This window comes from Corallococcus terminator (genome assembly GCF_049194865.1).
GTDB classification, from domain to species: domain Bacteria; phylum Myxococcota; class Myxococcia; order Myxococcales; family Myxococcaceae; genus Myxococcus; species Myxococcus terminator_A.
Genome location: NZ_JBLZWL010000043.1, coordinates 132,282 through 148,268, shown reverse-complemented (window position 1 = coordinate 148,268; position 15,987 = coordinate 132,282). Strand labels below are relative to the sequence as shown.

At 68.4% G+C, this 15,987-nt stretch carries 13 protein-coding genes and 1 pseudogene; 8 read left to right on the top strand and 6 right to left on the bottom strand.

From position 1 onward, the window contains the following. Positions 1-341 (bottom strand): annotated as a pseudogene (locus tag ACN469_RS15375) (cytochrome b/b6 domain-containing protein); the annotation flags it as partial. 221 nt (positions 342-562) lie between these two features. Here ACN469_RS15375 and ACN469_RS15370 point away from each other — a divergent pair. Further along, a complete protein-coding gene (locus ACN469_RS15370) occupies positions 563-3,175 on the top strand; it encodes a right-handed parallel beta-helix repeat-containing protein (protein ID WP_498768547.1) in 2,613 nt (870 codons plus the stop codon). Positions 3,176-3,191: 16 nt separating this feature from the next. Here the strand turns inward: ACN469_RS15370 and ACN469_RS15365 are convergent, their stop codons facing one another. The 3 genes from ACN469_RS15365 to ACN469_RS15355 are packed head-to-tail and all read right to left on the bottom strand — an operon-like array spanning position 3,192 to position 5,995. Next, positions 3,192-3,761 carry an imm11 family protein gene (locus ACN469_RS15365; RefSeq protein WP_498768545.1) on the bottom strand — a complete coding sequence of 190 codons (570 nt, stop codon included), beginning with the start codon at positions 3,759-3,761 and terminating at the stop codon, positions 3,192-3,194. Positions 3,762-3,770: 9 nt separating this feature from the next. Continuing rightward, positions 3,771-5,108, bottom strand: coding sequence for an AHH domain-containing protein (locus tag ACN469_RS15360; RefSeq protein WP_498768543.1), 1,338 nt, complete (start codon positions 5,106-5,108; stop codon positions 3,771-3,773). A gap of 35 nt (positions 5,109-5,143) precedes the next feature. Next, entirely contained in the window at positions 5,144-5,995 is an 852-nt protein-coding gene (locus ACN469_RS15355; protein WP_498768541.1) for a class I SAM-dependent methyltransferase, read from the bottom strand. A 186-nt stretch (positions 5,996-6,181) separates the two neighbouring features. On the opposite strand from ACN469_RS15355, the gene ACN469_RS15350 reads away from it, so the two are divergent. Continuing rightward, on the top strand, positions 6,182-7,195 hold the full coding sequence (locus ACN469_RS15350) for a serine hydrolase domain-containing protein (protein WP_498768539.1): 1,014 nt from the start codon (positions 6,182-6,184) through the stop codon (positions 7,193-7,195). On the opposite strand, the gene ACN469_RS15345 is transcribed toward ACN469_RS15350, so the two are convergent. Together ACN469_RS15345 and ACN469_RS15340 are read right to left on the bottom strand one after the other, a co-directional pair. Further along, the gene (locus ACN469_RS15345) at positions 7,176-8,081 is read right to left on the bottom strand and encodes an SRPBCC domain-containing protein (RefSeq protein WP_498768537.1); all 906 of its coding nucleotides are present in this window, start codon (positions 8,079-8,081) and stop codon (positions 7,176-7,178) included. The two genes, ACN469_RS15350 and ACN469_RS15345, sit on opposite strands and share 20 nt — an antisense overlap. Further along, on the bottom strand, positions 8,078-8,455 hold the full coding sequence (locus ACN469_RS15340; RefSeq protein WP_498768535.1) for an ArsR/SmtB family transcription factor: 378 nt from the start codon (positions 8,453-8,455) through the stop codon (positions 8,078-8,080). The genes ACN469_RS15345 and ACN469_RS15340 overlap by 4 nt, the downstream gene beginning before the upstream one ends. Before the next feature lie 86 nt (positions 8,456-8,541). On the opposite strand from ACN469_RS15340, the gene ACN469_RS15335 reads away from it, so the two are divergent. The 6 genes from ACN469_RS15335 to kdpC all read left to right on the top strand — a co-directional run bounded on the left by ACN469_RS15335 (position 8,542) and on the right by kdpC (position 15,937). Further along, positions 8,542-10,029 carry a TIGR02996 domain-containing protein gene (locus tag ACN469_RS15335; RefSeq protein WP_498768533.1) on the top strand — a complete coding sequence of 496 codons (1,488 nt, stop codon included), beginning with the start codon at positions 8,542-8,544 and terminating at the stop codon, positions 10,027-10,029. A gap of 147 nt (positions 10,030-10,176) precedes the next feature. Then, the gene (locus ACN469_RS15330; protein ID WP_498768531.1) at positions 10,177-11,304 is read left to right on the top strand and encodes an outer membrane beta-barrel protein; all 1,128 of its coding nucleotides are present in this window, start codon (positions 10,177-10,179) and stop codon (positions 11,302-11,304) included. Between the two features lie 106 nt (positions 11,305-11,410). Further along, positions 11,411-11,500, top strand: a complete 90-nt coding sequence (kdpF, locus tag ACN469_RS15325) for a K(+)-transporting ATPase subunit F (protein WP_141641721.1) — start codon at positions 11,411-11,413, stop codon at positions 11,498-11,500. 10 nt (positions 11,501-11,510) lie between these two features. Continuing rightward, positions 11,511-13,229, top strand: a complete 1,719-nt coding sequence (kdpA, locus tag ACN469_RS15320; RefSeq protein WP_498768529.1) for a potassium-transporting ATPase subunit KdpA — start codon at positions 11,511-11,513, stop codon at positions 13,227-13,229. 3 nt (positions 13,230-13,232) lie between these two features. Then, positions 13,233-15,293, top strand: coding sequence for a potassium-transporting ATPase subunit KdpB (kdpB, locus tag ACN469_RS15315; RefSeq protein ID WP_498768527.1), 2,061 nt, complete (start codon positions 13,233-13,235; stop codon positions 15,291-15,293). Between the two features lie 20 nt (positions 15,294-15,313). Further along, on the top strand, positions 15,314-15,937 hold the full coding sequence (gene kdpC / locus ACN469_RS15310; protein ID WP_498768525.1) for a potassium-transporting ATPase subunit KdpC: 624 nt from the start codon (positions 15,314-15,316) through the stop codon (positions 15,935-15,937). Positions 15,938-15,987 lie beyond the last annotated feature (50 nt).

Genomic DNA, 15,987 nt, shown 5'->3' with positions numbered 1-15,987 from the left:
GCGTTGCGCGTGTCGCGGCGAGGGAAGAAGAGGCGACGTCGCCACTCGCCGCTGAGGGCCAGGTAGAGCAGGTACGCGAAGCCGTTGAGCGCGAGGAACCCGCCGAAGGCGAAGTGCCAGCCTCGTGCGCCCGCGAGCCAGTCACCGAGTCGGGCCCACGAGGGAGGAGGGACTCCCTGGAAGGGATACCAGCCATACGGACGGCCCTGCGTGCCGAGCATCGGGTAGGCCGCGAGAATCTGCAGCCCGCTGCCCGCCATGATGACGAGCAGCGGCACGTTGACCCAGTGGGCCACGCGGATGGGCCAGGGCTGTGGGCGACGTGACTCGGGAGTTCGCACGACGTGGCAGGAGAACACCGCGCGCCCTCTCCGCACCGACACTCCCGACGCACTGCCTGCTACCCGACCGCGCTGCTCGCTCGATGTCCTCCGCACGACGCGGAGCTGCCTCGCGGGGAGGCCCGGGCAGGCGGGCGGCCCGGGTGGCCTGGCCGGTTGCTTGGGGGCATGGCGGCTTGCCGCTATCGTGAAGCACCCGGCATCGTCGAGAGGACGTCACCATGAACCGAGCGAACGCACTGCGTCTGGTCCTGCTTGCCAGTGCCCTGGTGTGGGTCTCTGGGTGTCGGCAGGAAGACCCGCTGGTTGCGCAGGTGGAGCCCGCGGGCTCGGTGCGAGTGGTGGCGGTGCTGCCGCGCTCCCTGCCGCTCGACGCCATGGCGCGCGTGGACGCATCCGCGACACCGGCCCGGGCCGCCCCGGCCATCACCGCGTCCCTGGCCAGCGCCGAGTCTCTTCCGTGGCAGGGGCTGCTGCGAAGCCTGCCCTCGGGAGCGGGGACCACGGTGGGCGCACGGGTGCTCGACGTGACGGGAGCGGTGCTGGCGCAGGTGGAGGTTCCGGCCGTGGAGTTGGAGAGACACCATGCCGCGCTTGTCGTGCTGGTGCCGCGTGCGACGGACACGGAGGCGGCCAGCACGGCGCCCATCATCGATGCGGTGGTGGCTTCGCGCGCGTCGGTGTCTCCAGGAGCCGTGCTGAAGCTCCGCGCGCTGGCGCGGTCCGCTGAGGCGTCGGAGTCGCTGACCTACGGCTGGCACGCGAGCTCCGGCAGCTTCGCGAACGCGACGGCCGTCGACGCTGAGTGGACGGCGCCGCTGCGACGTGGCGCGGTGAACCTCACGCTGGAAGTGACGAGCGCGCGAGGCGCGGTGAGCACGCTTCGCTTCTCGGTGGACGTGGAACTGGCGGGCCTCGGAGCAGCGGAGCACGCGGCCTCGCTCAATCACGCGCCCGTCTTGACGGAGCTGGGGGCCAACCCCGTGTCCCAGGCGCGCGTGGGAGTCCCGGTGGTGCTCCAGGCCGTGGGCGTGGACGACGACGGAGATGCCCTGACCTTCGCGTGGACCTCGACATGTGAAGGGACCTTCGAGCGTACGGATTCGGCGGTGACGCGGTTCACCCCGCGCGCCGCGCCTGCCGCCGCGTGTGACAACTGTCGACTGACGTTGCGAGTGAGCGACGGCTTTGGCGCGCAGCGCGAGCGCACTCTGGACTTGTGCGTGACGAATCCATTGCCGCCCTCCATCACCTCGGCTTCCCAGTCGGAGGAGGACGCTACGGCGGGGCGACCGGTGCACCTGTCCGCGACGGCGACGGACCCGCAGGGAGAGTCGCTCACCTTCGCGTGGACGACGAACGCGGGCCTGATGGGGAACGCGGTGCGGGCGGGGGAGTCGGGCTCGGCGGACTGGGTGGCGCTGTCGTGCCTCCCCGCGGACGCGGCTCCTGTCATCACGTTGACTGTCACGAACGCCTCGGGCCTGAGCGCGACGCGGGAGTTCGCGGTGGCGTGGGGTGACTCGCTGTGTGGCGCATTCCCTCCGTGCGCCGCGACGCTGGACAACTCGACGGTGACGCTGACGGCCGACTGCACCACGGAGCAGACGGTGTGGATTCCGGATGGGTTCACGTTCGACGGAGCGGGGCATGTGCTCACGGCGGTGGACGCGCGTGAGCGGGGCTTCCGAGGCGCGGTGCTGAGCAGCCTGGGGACGACGGCGCACGTGCGTGCCGTGACGGTGGAGGCGCGCGGGTTGTCGGAGCTGGTGTGTGACGGCGGCGCGGCGCGGCTGCGAGGCATCCTGTTCGAGGGAGCGAGCGGCTCCATCGTGGACAGCGCGGTGCTGGACGTGAATCAGAAGGAGGGCGAGGGCGGCTGTCAGGAGGGCGTGGGCATCGATGTGCGCAACGTTCCGAATGCGGAGTCCGTGACGAAGGTAGAGGTGTTGCGCAATCGCGTGGCGCGCTACCAGAAGGCGGGTATTGCCGGCACGGGGCGGGTGGAGCTGACGCTGGAGGGCAACCAGGTGGAAGGCGGCGGTCCGGTGTCGTTCATCGCGCGCAATGGCATCCAGCTCAGCGATGGTGCGACGGGGCGGGTGGTGGGCAATCGGGTGACGGGGAATGCGTACACGGGAGCCACGGCGACGGGCTCGGGCATCCTCGTCGCGGGCGGGCCGTACTACGGGCTGGCGCTGTGCGAGGACGTCGTCATCTCCGACAACACGCTCGAGGACAACGACGTGGGCATCAACCTGTCGCAGGGGGTGGTGGGCGGTGGACCGCTGTCCCAGTCGACGCGACTCCAGGTGACGCGCAACACGGTGACGCATGTGGGGCCTGTGGTGACGAACGGGTATCCGTATCAGGCGGGCATCTCCGATTTGGGCGGTGCCAACCTCATCAGCCAGAACCGTGTGAGCGGGCCGGGGTATGCGCCAGAGACGCAGTCCGGAGCGACGTTCGAAGTGGACGTGGTGGCGGGGACGGCGGAGCGGCTGGGCTTCGTGACGCCCGGGCGTGAGGCGCGGGTGGGGCAGTGCTCGGAGGCGGTGGTGGTGCAGAGCCAGGACTCGCTGGGCAACCTGTCCGCGCTGACGGCGCCGTCCCTGGTGGTGGAGGTGACGGGCGCGGCGGCGGAGGGAGTGGAGCTGTACGCGGATGCGAAGTGCACCGTGGCCCTGGTCGCCTCGGACGCTGGATGGGCACTGACGCTGGAGGGAGCGCAGCAGGAAGCGACGTTGTTCTTCAACGCGGCGCAGGCGGGAGCGCTGACGCTCAAGGCCACGGGCGCCGGTGCGAGCGGGACGCAGACGCACACCGTTCGCTGAAGCGCCGTTGGACGGGTCAGACCTCCGTGAACTGCGTGCCGGTGATGTTCGCCTGCTCGAATGCGACCTTGAGGTCTTCCGACACGATGAGCGCGAGGTTCCATCCCCACGGGCGGAACACCTGGGCATTGCCCACGGTTCGGGTGTCGATTCGCAGTCCGGAGACGGAGCGATACTGGCCCACGCGCTCAGGCTGCTCGTGCTCTGGCTTCCAGTAGAGAACTTCCCGGGAAGCCGCGTCGTCGATACAGCGGATGAGCCGGGTGGCCACCAGCAGGACGTACTGGTCCGGCTGGCCCTGCACGTCCACGGGAATGAGCTGCACGTCGTCGGGAGCCCGCTCCGCGAAGAGGGTCGCCGCTCGGACATGGATGACGGGGGCCATGCCGAGTCCCGCGTTGGAGAAGTCGCGAGGGCGACCCGGTTGGTCGAGGGGAAAGGTCAGACGACCCTCGACGGCAATCCGTTGACCTGCTCGGAAGCGGTACGGGTCCTCCACTTCTTGACCGTGCTCATCCAAGGGGTCGCCCAGGTACCAGTATCCGGCCTGGACGTTCTCGGAGAGCTCGAAGAAGCGGATGGTCATGACGCGTTCTTACCGTGATTGGCGCCGAGTCAGGAGCCTGTGAATGTCTGTTCCCCGGGTCACTGCTTCCTTGGCCAGTTCCTTGAGGGCGAGCGTGAGTGCTCTGCGGCACGTCTCCACCGTGCGACAGGTGCTCGTCGCGTCGTTCAGTCGCTTGAAGACCAGTTGATGGTATTCCTCTGGATGGGGGCCCTTGTGACCTGGGACATCGACGATGTTCTCGGTGTCCTTCAACTCCATTCCCGACTTCTTGAAGAGCTTCTTGAACCTCGGAGTCCAGGGGCCACCGCGCGCAGGGGAGACACTGTTCTTGTCCGTGGCGAGGTGGTGCTTCTGGCTCATCCCCCGTTCCGCCATGGCCATCGCGTTGGGCGCCAGCACGATGGTGATGGATTGGGTCGTGATGGCCACTGATTCCACACTGCTCAGGGCGGCGTACGAGTAGCCGCCCTGGGTCTCCACTGCGATGGCTGCTTGGGCCGAGCCGGGAAGTCGCAGGGACTTCGCGGCCAGTCCCGCCGTCTCCCCCACGGCCGCTGCGGCCAGCATCACGAAGATGCGCGCCGCGCTCTCGCCCATCACCTCTCCGTAGACCTCTCCCGCCTCGCGGAGTTGGTCGAAGGACGTGGCCTGGTCCACGCGCCGCACCAACGTCACCCAGCCGTCGATGAGGCGCAGCACCGTGTCCACGCCCAGATACGCAATCGCGGTCGCGGTGAGGATGGCGGCCACTCCCTTGCTCACCGGCTCGGGGAGTGACCAGAGGAGCATGTACATCGTCACGGACGCCGTGACGGTGGACAGGGCTGCCTCGGGATTGGCCATGTCCTCGAAGGCTTCGGCGGTTTCCTCCCACACCGAGCCCATCGCGATAGCCATGGCCAGCGTGTACTTACCGTCGCTGGCCAGCAGGGGTCCTTCTTCCAGCAGGCGCAGGCAATCTCCGGGACGTCCCTTGCGCTGACACCATTGGCCATACGCGTGTGTCAGTTCCTCGTCCGCGTAGGACTCCAACAGATAGAGGTCTGGATTCGTCCTGGATTGCTGTGGGACGAGTCGCTGGCCGTGTTGCTCGATGCGATACACCCCGCTTCGGGTGGGCATGCCGAAGAGTTCTCGTGCCTCGCTCATCGGGTGTCGGAAGGGTTTCACGTCTCGAACGAGCGACGTGAGGGCCGCTACGAACTCCTCGTCATCAGGATGGGCATTCTCCAACGGGTGGTCTGCCTCTTCGTGGGGAATGACACTCCACGAGGCTTGCCCTGTGTGCAGGGTGACCTGGCGGGTCGTCGAGCAGCCCGTGCCGAACAGAAACCACCCCAAAACGACGGCCCAGCGGAGTGCCATGGAGGTTCTCCGAGCTTCGTGCGGAACGCCGGACTCTACTCCGGTGACAGGTGTGGTGGCCCCGACGCCGTCACCTGTCGCATGCCCCAGCGCAGGGGGATGGTGCCGTCGGTGCGTCGCAGGGGCTCCACGGCCTGAAGGAAGGCCTGCTGGAGCGTGGCCTTCGCCGACTCCGAGAGCCGGTCCGCGTCATACGTCGTGCTGAGCGACTCCCACGCCTGCTCCGGAGTCCCATCCGCCTGAACCTCCAGTCGACGAATCTCCACGTCCGTGAAACCGCCAAACACTTCCCTCAAGCCCTCCACCGAACGAAACCGCGCATCCCCCAGCGGCGGCGGTGGCCGTGCCTCCCGCGCCAGCATCGGCTTGAGCAATCCCAGATACACCTCGAACGCCTCGCCCCGCACCAGCTCTCCGCCAACGACGATGGACACCCGCCCCGTCGGCTTCAACACCCGCCGAAGCTCCGCGAGCACCCGCTCCACGTCATCCATCAACATCAGCGCCAGATGACTCAGCACCACGTCGACACTCGCGTCCGCGAAAGGCAGTGACTGCGCCCGCCCCTGATGCAGCGTCGCCGAGCCCTTCAGCCTCACCCGAGCCGCCTCCAACTCGTCCTCGCTCATGTCGAGCCCCAGCAACGTGAGCCCGTCCTCGCTCCTCCGCGCCAGCAACTCCAGCAGATACCCATCCCCACAGGCCACGTCGAGCACCACCCGTGGCGAATCTCCTCGCGGCACCACCGCCTCCAGGAGCGCATAGGTGGAGGGAAACACCTCCCCGTCGCGCAACACCGGAGCCCCGCCGAACTCGCGAGACGTCACCCCAGCGAGGCGGCGGTGGAAGTCGAGCAGATAGGACTCAGCGGAGGAGGGCGCTGTCATTCCCGAATCAACCCACGTTCAGCGCGCCCTCGCCACCTTCCGCAACTTCCGGGGAGGACCCGTGTTGCTACGCACATGCCCCTGCGTGCCCTGCTCCTACCCTTCGTCTGTGCCGTCCTCGCCTGTGCTCCCCCTGCCCCAGAAGAAGGGGCCACCGAGACACCCGCCCCTCAAAGCGAAGCCGCGGTGGCCTCCCCCCGGGACGTCCCGCACGGTCTGATAGCGCCCCTCGTCTTCCCCACGGATGACGCGAGCTGGCCCACGGTGAACCCGGCCACCGTGGGCTGGGACGTGGCGAAGCTCAACGCCGCGCTCGACTTCGCGGGCTCCCGAGACACCCGCGCCATCGTCATCCTCCAGGATGGGAAGCTCCTCGCCGAGCGCTACTGGCTCGTGAACTCGACCTTCATGCGCGACATCGCCTCCGCGCAGAAGAGCGTCGTCTCCGTGCTCGTCGGCATCGCGGTGGACAAGCAGCTGCTCTCGCTCGACGAGCGCGTCTCCACCATCCTCGGCGCCGGCTGGTCCAACACCGGCGCCCTGGCCGAGGCCCGCATCACCGTGCGCCACCTGCTGACCATGACGAGCGGCCTGAACACGTCACTCGGCTTTCAGGCGGCCCCCGGAACCACGTGGCTGTACAACAACGACGCCTACCACCGGCTGCGCATGATTCTGGAGCAGCGCACGGGCCTGGGCATCCAGGCGCTCTCGCAGGCGTGGTTGTTCAACACGCTCGGCGCGACGCGCAGCGAGTGGGTGCAGCGCCCCGATATCGACAGCAAGGGCCTGCCCCTGTGGGCCCTGACGATGAGCGCCAGAGACCTGGCGCGCTTCGGCCTGCTGCTGCATGCGGACGGCCTGTGGGCGGGAACCCGCGTCGTCTCCTCGGCGTATCTCGCCACCGCGACCAACTCCTCGCAGACGCTCAACCCCGCCTATGGCCACCTGTTCTGGCTCAACGGCAAGGCCTTCACCCTGATTCCGCCCGTGAGCGCGCGCATCGACGGCCCGCTCATCCCCAGCGCGCCGCAGGACGTGTTCGCCGGACTGGGCAAGGACGACCAGAAGGTCTACGTCAGCCGCTCGCTGGGCCTCGTGGTGACGCGGCTGGGCGCGCAAGGCGGGACTCGCTCGGCCGAGACGCTGTCCGACTTCGACGAGGAGCTGTGGGCCCGAATCATGGCCGCGCGCCTCTGACCCGCGAGGCGAGGTGGGCCGCGAGCCGGTCGAAGTTCTGCTCGTTCGCGGCCTCCACGAACCCGCGCACCTTTTCGACTTCGTCCTTTGACTCGAACCGCATGCGCCAGGTGAGCCGCGTCCACTCACCTTCGTCCGTGAAGTCCAACTGCATCACGAAGTGATGCGTCTGCTGGTGGTGTTGGATGACGACGCGCTTCTCTGGCACCACCTCGATGAACTCCTTGTCCATCGCGTAGCGAGCCCCCTCCGCGCTCTGCATCGTGAAGCGCCACCGGCCGCCCGGACGCAGCTCGAACTGCTCGAACGTATTCGTAGAGCCTTGAGGCCCCCACCACCGCGTCAGCTGCTCGGGGTCGCTGAACGCCCCGTAGACCTGCGCGCGGGGTGCATCGAACGCCCGGGACGAGATGATGTCGTGCGAGGACTCCAGCACGAGCGCCAGCCGGTCGAAGTGCGCCGCCGTGCCTTCCTCGCGAGAGCGGGTGCCGTCCTCACCGTCGAGGAACGCGGCATGCTCGGTGAAGACCATCCGCGTGCCGCCCTCCTTCGTGGCGTGCAGCTCCACCGTGGCCAGTGACACGGAGAGGTGCTTGTCCCTCACGTGCATGTCGTAGGCATAGACCATCCGCTCGTTCGGGATGATGTCGTGATAGCGCGCGGTGAAGACGGTGGAGTGCTTGCCGCCGAACTGCCCGTGCAGCAGTTCCTGTCCCCCCACGCGGAAGTCCAGCTCGCGCTTCACGAGCGTCCACCGGTCCGGCGGACCGAGGAACCACTGGGCCTTGGTCTCCACGTCCGCCCACGCGGCGAAGACGCGCGGGGGAGAGGCCTTGTAGGTGCGCTCGATGCTGAACGAGCCATGCACGACAGGAGGTGTCTTCATGTTCTGGCCTTCTTTCGAGAGGTGGGACTCGGACGCACGGGTCCATCGAGCAGCTCGCCGAGCCGGTCGAAGCGGCGCTCCCACAGTCCGCGCCGGTTCGAGAGCCAATCCTCCGCTGCGCGCAATCCCTCGGGATGGAGCTGACACGAGCGGACGCGCCCGATTTTCTCGGTGCGCACCAGCCCGCTCTCCTCGAGTACCTGGAGGTGCTGCACGACGGCGGCGAGCGTGATGTCGAGCGGCTTCGCCAGGGCGCTGACCGACAGCGCGCCCCGACTCAGTCGTTCGACGATGGCGCGCCGGTTGGAATCGCCCAGGGCGTGGAAGATACGGTCGACGGCACCATGGTTAAGCATGAACTTGAGTATCGGCAAGGGTGTCAGATAGTCAAGTCGTGACTTGAGTATGGGCTGGGTCCGAATTGAAACCGGGTTGCAGTGGACTCGGTTAGGCTGTCCGGGTGAGCCACGTGCTGAAGGAGTTGCTGGGACGCGCGGAGGAGGCGCTCGCTCGACGGGAGGACGATGCGGCCCTCACGCACCTGTTGGAGGCGTGGAAGGAATGTCGAGCCGAGCCCGTCATCGCGCTCATCCAGCGGCTCTCGGACCACCTCGCGGCGGGGCTCCCCTTCTTCGAGGTGCCGGTCCGCTGGCTCCTCGAGGATGTCCGCAGGCATCCCACGGACCTTCCCCGAGTGCTGGGAGCGCTGAGGGAACGCGCGGCGAGTCTTTCGCGCTGTGCGTTCTCCACGGACCTCGACCGGCTGCGACGCTGGTGGCCCGCGGACCCGCGCATCATTCCGCTCCTGCTCACCCTCGTCCGTCTTCCGGGAGCCGAGACTCCGGGGGAGCTGAAGATGCTCTGCAGCCTCTTCATGTACGTGGGAGCGCCCTATGACCTGGAGCCCCTGCGCGCGCTGAAGGCCCGGCTCCCCTCGACGCAAGGGGAGGAGGTCGAGCGGTTCGACCTCGTCCTCCGACTGGGGGCTCGTTGGGTTCCTCCCGTGCTCGATGCGGAGACCCTGGCGCGGTGTGACGCGCTGAAGGAGGTCATCGAGGCACGGGTGGAGCATGCACGCCCCAGCGCGGCGACGCGGGAGGCGCTGTTCGCCCGTGTCTATGATGCGCCGGAGGAGGACTCCGCCCGGCTGGTGTTGGCCGACCAACTGCTTGAGCAGGGCGACCCACTGGGGGAGTTCATCATGCTCCAGCATGCGAAGGCGCCGGATGAGGAGCGCATCGCTCGACTGCTCGCGGCGAACCGGGAGCGGTGGGAGGCGCCGTTGGGCCCCTACATCGAGCGAGGCTACACCCGCTTCGAGCGGGGCTTCCCCGTCGCGGTCCGCCCGATAATGGGGGACCTCTTCCCCAAGGCCTTCCCGAAGCCGGAGCCCGGGTGGAACACGGTGGAGGAGATCAACTGGAATCCGAAGCACCCTGGCGACGGCAATGACGCCGCACATTGGGGGCGCATGCTCCGGCATCCAGCGTTGCGCCGCGTAGCGAGGCTGCTGAATGTTCCAGGTGAGACGGCGAGCTTCCTGTCCGCGAACAACTCCGTGAGGCGGCTGGAGTTGAAGGACTCCTATGCGAAGGGCCTGGCGGATGCGCTGACGGCCCTGCCCCACCTGACGTGGCTGGCAGCCCCCTATACCTCGCTGGACCTCGTCATCCGGTGTGCCCACTCCCAGCTGGCTTCCCAGTTGGAGTACTTCGAGGCCTCCGGGGAGGATGGGGACTGGAGGCTCGAGATGACCCGAGGCGCGGAGGTCCCCCTTCGAGCCACCGTCCGGGGGCCGCGTGTGCGGAAGTTCGCGCCCGTCCTCCTCGCCGCCGCGAGGTTCAGCTCCCAGGGGCTCCGGATTGAATTTCAAGACGGAGCCGAGGAGCAGGGCGGGGCGCCGCTGCGCGAGGCGCTTGCCGCCTACGCACGGGTCATCCGGGAGTGAGCGGAGGTCTCAACGTGCACGGCGCGGAGGGGCCCGTCGTGCAGGTTGCAATCCGCTCCCGTCGGGCCGGTCCGCAACCCCTTGGAACGTCTGGGGTGCACGGAGGAGGGGATTGGTACGGGCGGTGCTCAAGAGGGGAGCACGCTCATGTGGCCCATCGACACTCCTCCGCTGCTGCTCTCCCTGCTGCTCCAGCAGGCCGACGCCTCCTCGCCTCCCCCTCCGGAACCTTCGGATACGAGGGCTGACTCCGGCTTCTTCTCCCGCCTGAAGCCCGAGGGCGGCGTGGACGTGTACTTCGGCCACAACTTCAACCGGCCCGCGAACTCGGCGAACTTCATCCCCGGCACCGGCACGTCCGCGAAGCGTGACAGCGAGGTGGCCATCAACCTGGCCTCCATCGGCGTGAGCGTGGCGCCGGAGCCGGTGGGCTTCAAGGTGCTGCTCGGCTTCGGCACGGGCGCGGAAGTCGTCCACGCGGCCGAGCCCGAGGGTGTCGCCACGGGCCTCGACGTGTGGCGCTACGTGCAGCAGGCCTCGCTGTCCTACGCCACCGGGCCGCTGACGCTGGAGGCGGGGCTCTACCCGAGCCACATCGGGCTGGAGTCCTTCCAATCACAGCTCAACTGGACGTACACGCGCTCGTGGATGGGCGAGCTGTCGCCCTACTACCAGACGGGCCTCAAGGGCACGTGGGCGCTGAACGACGCGTGGAGCGTGCAGCTCCAGCTCCTCAATGGCTGGCAGACGCTCGGTGACAACAACCGCGGGCTCGCGCTGGGCACGCAGGTCGCCTACGCGGGCCCGCGCCTGTCAGCGTCCTTCAACACCTTCATCGGCAACGAAGGCCCCGAGGGCAGCGACGGCCTGCGGCTCTTCGCGGACGCGGTGGCGACGTACGCCGTGATGGAGTCCTTCAAGCTCGCCGCCACCGTGGACGCCGGCACCCAGCGGATTCCCGGCGCGGACCGCGCGGTCTGGTACGCGGCGGGCCTCAACGCCCGAGTCCAGCTCACCGAGCCCGTGGCGCTGGTCGCCCGAGTGGAGGCGTACCGCGACGCTGACGGTCTGATGACGGGCGTGGAGCAGACGCTGTCGGGGGCCACGCTCACCCTCGAGGTGAAGCCCGTGGAGCACCTCACCCTCAAGCTGGAGGCGCGGCATGACCGTTCGACAGAGGACGTCTTCGCCAGCCGCGCGACCACTGACGCGGGCGCCCCCGTTCTGAAGGACTCCGAGACGCTCATCGTCCTCGGAGCCACTGCCTGGTTCTGAGTCTGGAGTCCCTTCATGGATGTCGTCCTCCTCCTCGTCACCCTTGGTTTCTTCGCGCTCGCGTGGGGCTACGCCCACGGCTGCGAGCGCCTGTGAGGTCCACCCGATGACTTTCGAATACGCCGCTGGCGCCGTGCTCGCCGTGCTGCTCACCGCCTACCTCGTCTACGCCCTGCTCCGTCCCGAGCGCTTCTAGGGACCCCGCCATGACCCTCATCGGTTGGTTGCAGATTGTGTTGTTCTTCGCCCTGCTGCTCGCGCTGACGAAGCCGCTGGGCCTCTACCTCTTCCGTGTCTTCGAAGGAGACACGCAGCCGTTGCCGCGCGTGCTCGGTCCCGTGGAGCGCGTGCTCTTGCGGCTGACGGGCGCCAGCGCCCGGCGCGAGCAGACGTGGGTGGAGTACTGCGGCGCGCTGCTCTCCTTCAGCGCGCTGGGCATGGTCATCCTCTACGGGCTCCAGCGCATGCAGCACGTGCTGCCGCTCAATCCCCAGGGCCTGGGCGCGGTGGGCCCGGAGCTGTCGTTCAACACGGCGGCCAGCTTCGTCGCCAACACCAACTGGCAGTCGTACGCCGGTGAGTCCACCATGAGCTACCTCACGCAGATGGTGGGGCTGGCGTGGCAGAACTTCGTCTCCGCGGCGGCGGGACTCGGCGTGGCGTTGGCGCTGGCGCGAGGCTTCACGCGTCGCCCGGGGCCCGAGGGCGCGAAGACGCTGGGCAACTTCTGGGTGGATGTGGTGCGCGGCACGCTCTACGTGCTGCTGCCGCTGAGCTTCGTCGCCGCCCTCTTCTTCGTCTCGCAGGGCATGTTGCAGAACCTCTCGCCGTACCCCGAGCTGACGACGCTGGAGGGCGCGAAGCAGACGCTCGCCATGGGTCCGGTGGCCTCGCAGGAGGCCATCAAGATGCTGGGCACCAACGGTGGCGGCTTCTTCAACGCCAACAGCGCGCACCCCTTCGAGAACCCGACGCCGCTCACCAACCTGGTGCAGATGCTGCTCATCTTCTGCATCCCCTCCGCGCTGACGTACACGTACGGGAAGATGACGGGGGACACGAAGCAGGGCTGGGCCCTCTTCGCGGCCATGTCCATCCTCTTCCTCGCGGGCGTCACCGCCGCGTACGCCGCCGAGTCCCAGCCCAACGCCGCCGTGGCCTCCGCGCACGTGGCGCAGGCGGGGAATCTGGAGGGCAAGGAGGTGCGCTACGGCATCACCGCGTCCGCCCTCTTCGCCACCGTCACCACGGATGCGTCGTGCGGCGCCGTCAACTCGATGCACGACAGCTTCAACCCGCTGGGCGGGCTGGTGCCGCTGGTCAACATGCAGCTGGGCGAGGTCATCTTCGGCGGAGTGGGGGCGGGCCTCTACGGCATCCTCATCATGGTGGTGCTGTCCGTCTTCATCGCCGGACTGATGGTGGGCCGCACGCCCGAGTACCTGGGCAAGAAGATTGAGGCGAGGGAGATGAAGCTCGCGATGCTCTACGTGCTCATCTTCCCGGTGTTCATCCTGGGGATGTCCGCGGTGGCGGCGGTGCTCCCGCAGGGTGTGTCCTCGCTCAACAACGCGGGGCCGCACGGCCTGACGGAGATTCTCTACGCGTTCACCAGCGGCACGGCGAACAACGGCAGCGCGTTCGCGGGCCTCAACGCGAACACACCGTTCTGGAACCTCTCGCTGGGGCTGGCCATGCTCGGCGGGCGCTTCCTGATGATTGTCCCCGCGCTGGCCATCGCCGGCTCCATGGTGGGCAAGAAGGTGGTGCCGGCGGGTCCGGGCACCTTCCCGACGAATGGCGCCCTGTTCACAGGCCTGCTGGTGAGCATCGTGGTCATCGTCGGTGCGCTCACCTTCTTCCCCGCGCTCTCCCTGAGCCCCATCGTCGAGCACTTCCTCGCCGGGGCCGGAAAGGTCTACTGAGCCATGAGCTCCGCATCCTCCAAACCGGCGTCGCTCCTCGACGCGTCCCTGTTGAAGCCCGCGCTGTTGGACAGTCTGAAGAAGCTCCACCCGCGCGACGTGGCGCGCAACCCCGTCATGTTCGTGGTGTGGGCAGGCAGCCTGCTCACCACGGTGTTCGTGGTGAAGGACCTCGTCTCGCCGCACACCGATGGCGCGCCGCTGTGGTTCACCGTGGCGGTGGCGGTGTGGCTGTGGTTCACCGTGCTGTTCGCCAACTTCGCGGAGGCCGTGGCGGAGGGTCGTGGCAAGGCCCAGGCCGGTGCGCTGCGCAAGATGCGCAAGGACACCACCGCGCGGAAGCTGACGGACGGGCGTGAGGAGCGGGTGCCCGCGTCCGACCTGCGCAAGGGGGACCTCGTGGTCTGCGAGGCGAGCGACCTCATCCCCGGCGACGGCGAGGTGGTGGAGGGCATCGCCAGCGTGGACGAGTCCGCGATTACCGGCGAGTCCGCGCCGGTGATTCGCGAGTCTGGTGGAGACCGCTCGGCGGTGACGGGTGGCACGAAGGTGCTGTCGGACCGCATCGTGGTGCGCATCGCGGTCAACCCGGGCGAGTCCTTCCTGGACCGGATGATTGGACTGGTGGAGGGCGCGGCCCGGCAGAAGACGCCGAACGAGATAGCGCTGCACATCCTGCTGGTGGGCCTGACGGTGGTGTTCCTGCTGGCGTGTGTGTCGCTGGTGCCGCTGGCGCTCTACTCCGGGGTGCCGCTGTCGGGCACGGCCGTGGTGGCGCTGCTGGTGTGCCTCATCCCCACGACGATTGGTGGCCTGTTGAGCGCCATCGGCATCGCCGGCATGGACCGGCTCCTGCGCAAGAACGTGCTGGCGATGAGTGGCCGCGCGGTGGAAGCGGCGGGGGACGTGGACACGCTGCTGCTCGACAAGACGGGCACGATTACGCTGGGCAACCGCATGGCGACGGAGCTGTTGCCCATGCCGGGCGTGCGCATGGAGGACCTGGCGGAGGCCGCGCAGCTCGCGAGTCTGGCGGACGAGACGCCCGAGGGCCGCTCCATCGTCACGCTGGTGAAGGACACGTACAAGATGCGTCCGCGCGAGCTGCTGGCGCACCAGGCGACGTTCGTCCCGTTCACCGCGCAGACGCGCATGAGCGGGTGTGACCTGGTGGACCCGAAGCCACGCAGCATCCGCAAGGGCGCGGTGGATGCCATCGTCAAACACGTGCAGGCGCAGGGCGGCGCGGTGCCGGCGGAGCTCGCGGCGGCGGCGGGGCGCATCGGAGACGCGGGCGGAACTCCGCTGGCGGTGGCGGAGGGCTCGCGGCTGTTGGGCATCGTCCACCTGAAGGACGTGGTGAAGGGCGGCATCAAGGAGCGCTTCGACCGCTTCCGGGCCATGGGCATTCGCACGGTGATGATTACCGGAGACAACCCGCGCACGGCGGCGGCGATTGCTCGTGAGGCGGGGGTGGATGACTTCCTCGCGGAGGCGACGCCCGAGGCCAAGCTGGCGCTCATCCGCACCGAGCAGGCCAAGGGCAAGCTGGTGGCGATGACGGGCGACGGCACCAACGACGCGCCCGCGCTGGCCCAGGCCGACGTCGGCGTGGCGATGAACACCGGCACGCAGGCGGCGAAGGAGGCGGGGAACATGGTGGACCTCGACTCGAACCCCACCAAGCTGCTGGAGGTGGTGGAGGTGGGCAAGCAGCTCCTGATGACTCGCGGCACGTTGACGACGTTCTCCATCGCCAACGACGTGGCGAAGTACTTCGCCATCCTCCCCGCGCTGTTCATGGGGGTGTTCCCCCAGATTGCTCCGCTCAATGTGATGGGCTTGTCGTCGCCCTACAGCGCGATTCTGGCGGCGGTCATCTTCAACGCGCTCATCATCATCGCGCTCATCCCGTTGGCGTTGCGTGGCGTGCGCTACCGCCCGCTCGGCGCGGCGGCCCTGTTGCGGCGCAGCCTGCTCATCTACGGGCTGGGTGGCGTCATCGTTCCCTTCGTCGGCATCAAGGCCCTGGACGTGTTGCTCACGGCCGTGGGCCTGTCCTGAACGTGAAAGGACTTCACATCATGGTCTCCACTCTCCTCACCGCCATGCGCGCCTGCGTCGTCACGCTGGTGCTCACCGGCGTGCTGTACCCGCTCGCCGTCACCGGCGTGGCGCAGCTGTTGTTCCCCGCCGAGGCCCAGGGCTCGCTCGTGAAGGACGAGCAGGGCCGCGTGGTGGGCAGCGCCCTGATTGGCCAGGGCTTCACCCAGGGGGGCTACTTCCAGCCGCGTCCCTCGGCGGCCGGTGCGGGCTACGACGCGGCGGCGTCCTCGGGCAGCAACCTGGGGCCGACGTCGCGCAAGCTCCAGGAGCGCGTCACCGCGGACGTCGAGCGCCTGCGTCGCGAGAATCCGGACGCGCCTGGGTTGGTGCCCGGGGAGCTGGTCACCACGTCGGCCTCGGGGTTGGATCCGCACCTGTCGCCGGAGGCGGTGCGCTGGCAGGCGCCGCGCGTGGCGAAGGCACGTGGAGTCGCACCGGAGCGCGTGCTCGCGGTGGTGGCTTCGCATGTCGAGGGACGGACGCTCGGCGTGCTGGGCGAGCAGCGCGTCAACGTGCTGCTGTTGAATCTGGCGCTGGACCGGCAGTTCGGCCGGCTCGCCTCGGAGCCCGCGCAGCCGATGGGCGCGGTGACTCCCGAGTGACGGAGTCCATTCTCCTCATGCATTCGCGTGGAGGCGCGGGCATTGTCGCT

Excerpts from the sequence above, each read along its gene's own strand:
- ACN469_RS15365 (WP_498768545.1), bottom strand. The coding sequence starts at position 3,761 with ATGACCATCCGCTTCTTCGAGCTCTCCGAGAACGTCCAGGCCGGATAC.
- ACN469_RS15370 (WP_498768547.1), top strand. The coding sequence starts at position 563 with ATGAACCGAGCGAACGCACTGCGTCTGGTCCTGCTTGCCAGTGCCCTG.
- ACN469_RS15360 (WP_498768543.1), bottom strand. The coding sequence starts at position 5,108 with ATGGCACTCCGCTGGGCCGTCGTTTTGGGGTGGTTTCTGTTCGGCACG.
- ACN469_RS15355 (WP_498768541.1), bottom strand. The coding sequence starts at position 5,995 with ATGACAGCGCCCTCCTCCGCTGAGTCCTATCTGCTCGACTTCCACCGC.
- kdpA (WP_498768529.1), top strand. The coding sequence starts at position 11,511 with ATGACCCTCATCGGTTGGTTGCAGATTGTGTTGTTCTTCGCCCTGCTG.
- ACN469_RS15330 (WP_498768531.1), top strand. The coding sequence starts at position 10,177 with ATGTGGCCCATCGACACTCCTCCGCTGCTGCTCTCCCTGCTGCTCCAG.
- ACN469_RS15345 (WP_498768537.1), bottom strand. The coding sequence starts at position 8,081 with ATGAAGACACCTCCTGTCGTGCATGGCTCGTTCAGCATCGAGCGCACC.
- kdpC (WP_498768525.1), top strand. The coding sequence starts at position 15,314 with ATGGTCTCCACTCTCCTCACCGCCATGCGCGCCTGCGTCGTCACGCTG.
- kdpB (WP_498768527.1), top strand. The coding sequence starts at position 13,233 with ATGAGCTCCGCATCCTCCAAACCGGCGTCGCTCCTCGACGCGTCCCTG.
- kdpF (WP_141641721.1), top strand. The coding sequence starts at position 11,411 with ATGACTTTCGAATACGCCGCTGGCGCCGTGCTCGCCGTGCTGCTCACC.